The following is a 7,019-nucleotide window of genomic DNA, read 5'->3' on the forward strand; positions in this document are numbered from 1 at the left end:
CAGGAACAGCGTGAGCTGGTCGCCGCTGATATTGCTCACCCGCACATTCACCGGCGCCGTGCCGTTCTCTGTCGTCACGAAGGCCACCACAACCGGGTTGGTGTAGCTGTGCGACAGCGTCACCGTCTGCGCAACATGGCTCAGGCTCAGCGTCCCCGTCTCGGCAAAGCTCAGCGCCGCCAGATCCGCGGTCAGCACCGTCTGGTCGGCAAAGACGATCTCTTCGATGCCGCTGAGCTGGTCGCTGCCCTCGTCGCCATCGGCGAGGTTCAGGTCTTCCACATAGACCGTCCCGTCCGACCCAACCGAAATCGCGAAATCCGACCGCTCGCCCGTGTAGACCGCCCGGTCCGCCAGGCTCTCGTCCCCGCCATCAATCGTGTCGTCGCCGCCATTGCCCTGGAACACGTCGTCGAACTGGCTGCCCTCCAGCGTGTTCGAGCCGTCATCGTCATTCACGTCCTGCGCCCCCAGCACGACGTTGATCGCGATGAGATTGCTGGAATTGTTGTTCTCGTCGCTTTCGATCTCGGCGTCGTTGATATCCGCCCCGGCCCAGAGATAGTACTGTCCCGGCGTGAGAGCCTCCGGAATAGTGAACTCCAGAGTGCCCGCTCCCGAGGCCCCCGGCGCGAGCGCTGCGACCGGCGTCGCGCCACTGCCAAGCGGCGTATCGTCCGGCGAAGGAACATTGTCGCTCGACAGGTAAAGCTGCGTCTCCGTCGCGGATGCGGCCCCCCCGCTGGCGTCATTGGTGACGCTGAAAAGGACTTGGCCATTGCCACCCTGCCCCATCGTGAGGGATTCCGGGCTGCCAATGGAAATTGTCAGGTCGGGGCGTTCCGCGACCACCACCTGGACGACATTCGAGACATTGTTGCCCTCGTTGGCTTCCGTGACCTCGTTGATGTCATCCGCGATCACGGCGACATAATACGTGCCCGGTGACACCATGCTCGTCGTGATCAGTTCGCTTGTGCTGTTCGCATTCGTCCCGAAACCCGACAGATCGGCCTCGTTGATGTATTTGACGAGGGTGTCAGCCGTGGTGACGGTCGGGTCGGTCGAGATATACACCCCCGCATCGAAATTGACGGCGGTTCCCTGCCCGAGATTTTCGGTCGTCCAGTTGAACGTGATCGTATCGCCAACCGTGAAGGTCGTCTCCGAAAGCGTCAGATCGCGCGCGATCAGCTCCGGTTCCGTCGGAATGATCAAGACCTCGATTATCTCGGAGACATTGTTCCGCCCATCGACATCGCCCGGAAGATCGACAACCGCGCCGATGTAATAGGTGCCGTAATAGCCGGACGGAATGAACACGCCCATCGAATTGGAATCCGTGGCGCCCTCGGCGATGGCGGTGGCGTTCAGCGTGCTGAGCAGAACGTCGTTCCCGGTCCCGTCGATCACGCCATCGGGGGAGATGTAGACGTCTACATCGTAGGTCCCCACGCCATTCTGATTGCCCTCGTTCGCGACCGTCCAGCTTGTATTGAGCACGGAGGCGGCATTGATCGTGGTGCTGGGGATCGAGAAGTCGTCGAAGGTCATGTCCGGCCCGTCGGGCAGGATGGTGATCTGGATGACCGAACTGGTGTTGTTGGACTCGTTGAGTTCCGCAACGGTGTTCTGATCGTCCGCGATCAGCGCGAAATAATAGGTGCCGGGCGCCAGATTGACCGTCAGCGAATTCCAGGCGTAGAGGTCGTCATAGGTTTCGTATGCCCCGAGAGCCCGAACGGGCAAGTACCCGATAAACGTATCCGCCGTGGTGACGTTCGCGTCTGTCGAGAGATACATACCGGTTTCGCTTGCCGGCGTGCTGAAGCCATCGTTGTTGGTGATCGTATTGCGGATCCCCGACAGACGTTCGCCGCTGAAAATGGTGGGGTCCGGCATGGAAACGCTGGAAATGACGAAATCGGCCATCGAAAAACCCTTCTCAAACAGAGCGCACGGGACTCCGCCGCTCGTAACATTCAATCATCCGGCCCGGTGAGACAGGTGCCCAACCGATACCGTCCAGGCCAGGCGGCATCGTCGAAATAGGGGGGCGGATGAACGGCTTCGGAGCGGGGGCCTGCCATCGCGACGGCCCCAAGACCCATTCCGTTGATGCAAAGAGATCGTCGCGAATTCCGGTACGATCCCATCGGCCGGACAGCGATACACCCCCCGGTATCCCGCAACCTGCGTCGACACGACTAGCCGGTCTCTATTCGCAAACCTAGAAAAATATGCGCAACGCACATCATTTTGCGCCGAACGCCGTGTTTCGGAGCAGCTCTGCCGCCTCAGTTCCGGTCTCAGTCTTCGTGCAGCGCAGCCGCAAGTTGCATGGCAAAGCGCGCCGAGGCGACGGGCAGGGTGCGCCCGCGCAACTGACCGAGGATGAGGCTGCCGGTGGCGACATCGCGCTCGGCAAGCGGCCGGAACACCAGCGACCCGTCGTCCGGGGCCCGCAGACCGATCGGAATCTGGAAGCCGATGGCCTGTTCGTGCAGCACGTAGTGCCGGATCAGCTCGAAACTCTCGGTCTCCAGAACCGGGTTCAGCGTCCGCCCCAGCTTGCGCGCCGCGAAGTCCAGCAGGTGGCGCACCCCGTATTTCGCATTCGGCGCAACGCTCGGGCTGTCGAGGCATTCCCAAAGCCGCAGCTCCGGCTTCGCCGCCAGCGGGTGATCCTTGCGCAGGACCGCATGCACCCGCTGCGGGATCAGATGCAGCACCTCGAAATCCACCAGATAGACCGGCTCGAACACCAGCGCGAGATCGGAGGCATAGCTTGCCAGTTCCTGTTCCGCCTGCGCGCGATCCCGCACGGTGACGGTGAAGGTGACACCGGGATGCGCGGCGCGGTAGCGCGCGATCTGCTCGGGCAGGAAATAGGGCAGCAACGCCTGTGAACAGGCGATACGTACATGGCCGCGCCGCTCGCCGGTCAGGTCCGCCACGTGGCTCTGGACCCGGGCAAGATCGGATTTCGACATGCGGTAATGATGCAGCAGCATCTCTCCCGCCGGGTTCAGACGCACCCCGCCCGGGATCCGCTCGAAGATCGGCGAGCCGAATTCCGCCTCGAAGCCGCGGATTCGCCGGTTCAGCGCCGAGGCGGTGAGGTTCATATCCTCCGCCGCCTTGCGCATGGACCCCGATCTCGCCACCGCCTCGATCAGGGCAAAGGTATGTAAGTGTTTCATCTTCTTCGCGCCTCGCCTGCCCGTTGCGAAAAATGCACCGCATCTGTGAAATCATAGCACTTTGCGCACTACACGAGATACACCAACCTGACCGGGAGCTTGTCGCATCAGCATGAAAGGCCTCCCGGATGACCACCACCCGACGCACGTTTCTCAAGACCGGGGCCGCCCTGACGGCGATGCCCTTCATTCACACCCTGCCCGCGATGGCCGCCGGTCGCGACACGCTGGTCGCCGTCACCGCGCAGACCATCAATTCGCTCGACCTGCACCGCACCGGCACCAACCGCGCCAGCTATGCGGTGGCGATCAACTGCTATGACCGGCTGGTGACCTTCGGCACCAAGGAGGCGCCTGGCGGCGGGCTCAGCTACGATTACAGCACGATCGAGCCCGAGCTGGCCGAAAGCTGGGAGATCTCCGAAGACGGTCTGACCCTCACCTTCACCCTCAAGGATGCGCTGTTTCAGGACGGGTCGCCGGTGACCGCCGAGGATGTGAAATGGTCCTTCGACCGCGCGGTCTCGGTGGGCGGCTTCCCCACCACCCAGATGAAGGCGGGCGGGCTGGAACGCCCCGACCAGTTCGAGGCCCGCGACGCCAAGACCTTTGTCGTGAAGCTCGACCGCCCGTCGAAGCTGTCGCTGCCCGATCTCGCCGTGCCGGTGCCCTTCATCATCAACTCGAAGCTCGCGCTCGAACACGCCACCGCCGAAGACCCCTGGGCGATGGAGTATCTGCACAAGAACACCATCGGTTCCGGCGCCTTCAAGGTAATCCGCTGGGATGCGGGACAGCAGGTGGTCTACGAACGCTTCGACGGCTGGGCCGGCGGCCCGCTGCCGGCCGTCTCGCGAGTGATCATGCGCGAGGTGCCCTCGGCCTCGACCCAGCGCGCCCTGATCGAACGCGGCGACGTTCAGGTGGCCTTCGGCATCCCCGACAAGGACGCGGCAGAGCTGGCCGAGAAGATGACCGTCTATTCGACGCCCATCGAGAACTGTATCAACTGCCTCTGCATGAACACCAATTTCGAGCCCTTCCAGGACCCGAACGTGCGCAAGGCGGTGGCCTATGCGGTGCCCTACGAGGCGATCTTCCAGGCCGCCGCCTATGGCCGCGGCGCGCCCACCTGGGGCGGAACGGCCGAGATCGAAGATACCGCCTGGCCGCGCAAATCGCCCTATGACACAGATCTGGACAAGGCCAAGGACCTGATGGCCGCCTCGGGCTTCCCCGAGGGCTTCTCGACCACGCTGTCGATCTCCACCGACCTCTCCTCCTGGATGGAGCCCGCCGCGCTGCTCATCCAGGAGGCCGTGGCCAAGATCGGCATCGAAACCCAGATCGAGAAGATCCCCGGCGCCAACTGGCGCACCGCCTCGCTGGTGGAAAAGAAACTGCCCTTCCATCTGGAGAATTTCGGCGGCTGGCTGAACACCCCCGATTACTATTTCTTCTGGGCCTATCAGAAGGACCATCTCTTCAACTCGTCGAACTACTACAACGAAGAGGTCGAGCGGCTCACCGACGAGACGCTGCACATGGCCATGGACGACCCGGACTACGCGCCCAAGATCAAGCGCATGTTCGAGATCGTGTTCGAGGATCTGCCGCGCGTGCCGCTCTGGCAGCCGGCGCTGAACACCGCCGTGAACGGCGCCGCCGGCTACGAGTTCTGGTTCCATCGCCAGCTCGACATCCGCACCCTGTCGCCGGCGGGGGCCTGACCCATGCCGGCCCGCCTGAAAGCGGTCTCCGTGCGGCTGGCACAGGCGGTGCCGGTGATCTTCGGCGTGATCGTGATCTCCTTCCTGCTGACCCGCGCGCTGCCCGGCGATCCCGCCGTGCAGTTCGCCGGGCCCGCCGCCACCGCCGAAAGCATCGAGGAGGTCCGGCGCGCCCTGGGCCTCGACAAGAGCCTGCCCGAGCAGTTCCTGCTCTACCTGGGCCAACTCGCCCGGGGCGATCTCGGCCAGTCGGTCTCGACCGGCCAGCCGGTGCTGTCGGAGCTGGCCGCACGGCTGCCCGCCTCGCTCGAACTCACCCTGTTTGCGCTGATCCTCTCCTGCGCCGTGGCGATCCCGCTGGGTGTGCTGGCCGCGACGCGGCCCGGCAGCCTGGTGGACCAGCTCTGCCGGATCCTGGTGACGGCGGGGGTCTCGTTGCCCACGTTCTTCACCGGCGTGGTGCTGATCTATGTGTTCTACTACCTGCTGGGCATCGCGCCCTCGCCGCTGGGACGGCTCGATTTCATCTATCTCGACCCGCCGCATGTGACCGGCTTCTTCCTGATCGACGCGGCGCTCGACGGCGATGCGGAAACCTGGTTCGCCGCGCTCAAGCAGCTCATCCTGCCGGGGCTGACGCTGGCGCTCTTCACCCTGGCGCCCATCGCCCGGATGACGCGCGCGGCCATGCTCTCGGCGCTCTCGGCGGATTACATCCGCACCGCCCGCGCCGCCGGGCTCGACCGCAACAAGATCCTCTACGGCTACGCCTTCCGCAACGCGCTGCTGCCGGTGGTGACCACGCTTGGCATGGTCTTCTCCTTCACGCTGGGCGCCAATGTGCTGGTGGAAAAGGTCTTTGCCTGGCCCGGCATCGGCTCCTACGCGGTCGAGGCGCTGGTCGTCTCGGATTACGCCGCGGTGCAGGGCTTCGTGCTCGCCATGGCGCTGCTCTTCGTCCTCCTCAACCTCGTGATCGACCTGGCCTATTCGGCGATCGATCCCCGCTTCGGGACCTCGGCACGATGACAGATATGCTCACAGACATGGCAAAAGCCCTCGCCTCCACCCCCGAGACCCAAAAGAAGAAAAGCAACGGCGCCCTCGCGCACACGCTTTACGTCCTGCGGGAAAACCCGGTCACCGCGCTCTCCTTCGCGATGTTCGCCTTCTTCCTCGGCTCCGCGCTCTTCGGCCCCGCATTGGTGCCTTACGATCCGCTGGCCACCAATGCGGCCGTGGCGCTGCAACCGCCCTCCGCCGCGCATTGGTTCGGCACCGACAATCTCGGCCGCGACGTGTTCAGCCGGGTGATCGCCGCCACGCGGCTCGACCTGGTGATCTCGGTGGCCGCCGTGGCGCTCAGCTTCGTCTTCGGCTCGCTGCTCGGCGCGATCGCGGGCTATCGCGGCGGTATGATCGACACGGTGCTGAACCGCATCCTCGACACGATCATGGCCTTCCCGCTCTTCGTGCTGGCCATGGGCATCGTCGCGGCATTGGGCAATTCGGTGGCCAACATCATCTACGCCACCGCGATCATCAACCTGCCCTTCTACGCCCGGCTGGTGCGGGCCGAGGTCAACATCCGCCGCGACGCGGGCTTCACCCAGGCCGCCAAGCTCGCGGGCAATTCCGACGCCCGGGTACTGGCCTTCCACATCTTCCCCAACGCGCTGCCGCCGATGATGGTGCAGGTCTCGCTGAACCTCGGCTGGGCGATCCTCAATGCCGCCGGTCTCAGCTTCATCGGGCTGGGTGTGCGCCCGCCCACCCCCGAATGGGGCATCATGGTCGCCGAGGGCGCGAATTTCATCGTCTCCGGCGAATGGTGGCTCGCGCTCTTCCCCGGTCTCTGGCTGATGCTCGCCGTCTTCACCTTCAACCTGATGGGCGACGGGCTGCGCGACATCGTCGATCCCCGCCGCAGAACCTGACCCGCCCCGCGCCATCCTCCGCCCTTTCATCTTTCCGCAAATACTTGAAAGCGGGGGGTGGGGGGGGGGGGGGGGGGGGGGGGGGGGGGGGGGGGGGGGGGGGGGGGGGGGGGGGGGGGGGGGGGGGGGGGGGGGCGCGCCCCCCCCCC

5 protein-coding genes are annotated in these 7,019 nt (G+C 64.7%); 3 read left to right on the forward strand and 2 right to left on the reverse strand.

Annotated features, from left to right (window positions below; genetic code table 11):
- Both M4578_RS12520 and M4578_RS12525 read right to left on the reverse strand, forming a co-directional pair.
- Positions 1 to 1,932 (reverse strand): CARDB domain-containing protein (locus M4578_RS12520; RefSeq protein WP_274705620.1); only part of this gene is annotated, 1,932 nt, incomplete at its 3' end.
- 377 nt (positions 1,933 to 2,309) lie between these two features.
- The gene (locus tag M4578_RS12525) at positions 2,310 to 3,203 is read right to left on the reverse strand and encodes a LysR family transcriptional regulator (RefSeq protein ID WP_258093613.1); all 894 of its coding nucleotides are present in this window, start codon (positions 3,201 to 3,203) and stop codon (positions 2,310 to 2,312) included.
- Positions 3,204 to 3,331: 128 nt separating this feature from the next.
- Between M4578_RS12525 and M4578_RS12530 the strand changes: the two genes are divergently transcribed.
- From M4578_RS12530 to M4578_RS12540, 3 genes are read left to right on the forward strand one after another with little or no spacing between them, the layout of a single operon-like run.
- Positions 3,332 to 4,933: an ABC transporter substrate-binding protein gene (locus tag M4578_RS12530; RefSeq protein WP_258093614.1), complete on the forward strand. Its 1,602-nt coding sequence runs from the start codon at positions 3,332 to 3,334 to the stop codon at positions 4,931 to 4,933.
- A 3-nt stretch (positions 4,934 to 4,936) separates the two neighbouring features.
- Positions 4,937 to 5,962 carry an ABC transporter permease gene (locus tag M4578_RS12535; RefSeq protein ID WP_258093615.1) on the forward strand — a complete coding sequence of 342 codons (1,026 nt, stop codon included), beginning with the start codon at positions 4,937 to 4,939 and terminating at the stop codon, positions 5,960 to 5,962.
- Between the two features lie 17 nt (positions 5,963 to 5,979).
- Positions 5,980 to 6,870 (forward strand): ABC transporter permease, encoded by an 891-nt coding sequence (locus tag M4578_RS12540; protein WP_258093616.1) that lies wholly within the window; start codon positions 5,980 to 5,982, stop codon positions 6,868 to 6,870.
- Positions 6,871 to 7,019 lie beyond the last annotated feature (149 nt).

This window comes from Salipiger pentaromativorans (genome assembly GCF_024721115.1).
GTDB lineage: Bacteria > Pseudomonadota > Alphaproteobacteria > Rhodobacterales > Rhodobacteraceae > Salipiger > Salipiger pentaromativorans.

Excerpts from the sequence above, each read along its gene's own strand:
- M4578_RS12540 (WP_258093616.1), top strand. The coding sequence starts at position 5,980 with ATGGCAAAAGCCCTCGCCTCCACCCCCGAGACCCAAAAGAAGAAAAGC.
- M4578_RS12530 (WP_258093614.1), top strand. The coding sequence starts at position 3,332 with ATGACCACCACCCGACGCACGTTTCTCAAGACCGGGGCCGCCCTGACG.
- M4578_RS12525 (WP_258093613.1), bottom strand. The coding sequence starts at position 3,203 with ATGAAACACTTACATACCTTTGCCCTGATCGAGGCGGTGGCGAGATCG.
- M4578_RS12535 (WP_258093615.1), top strand. The coding sequence starts at position 4,937 with ATGCCGGCCCGCCTGAAAGCGGTCTCCGTGCGGCTGGCACAGGCGGTG.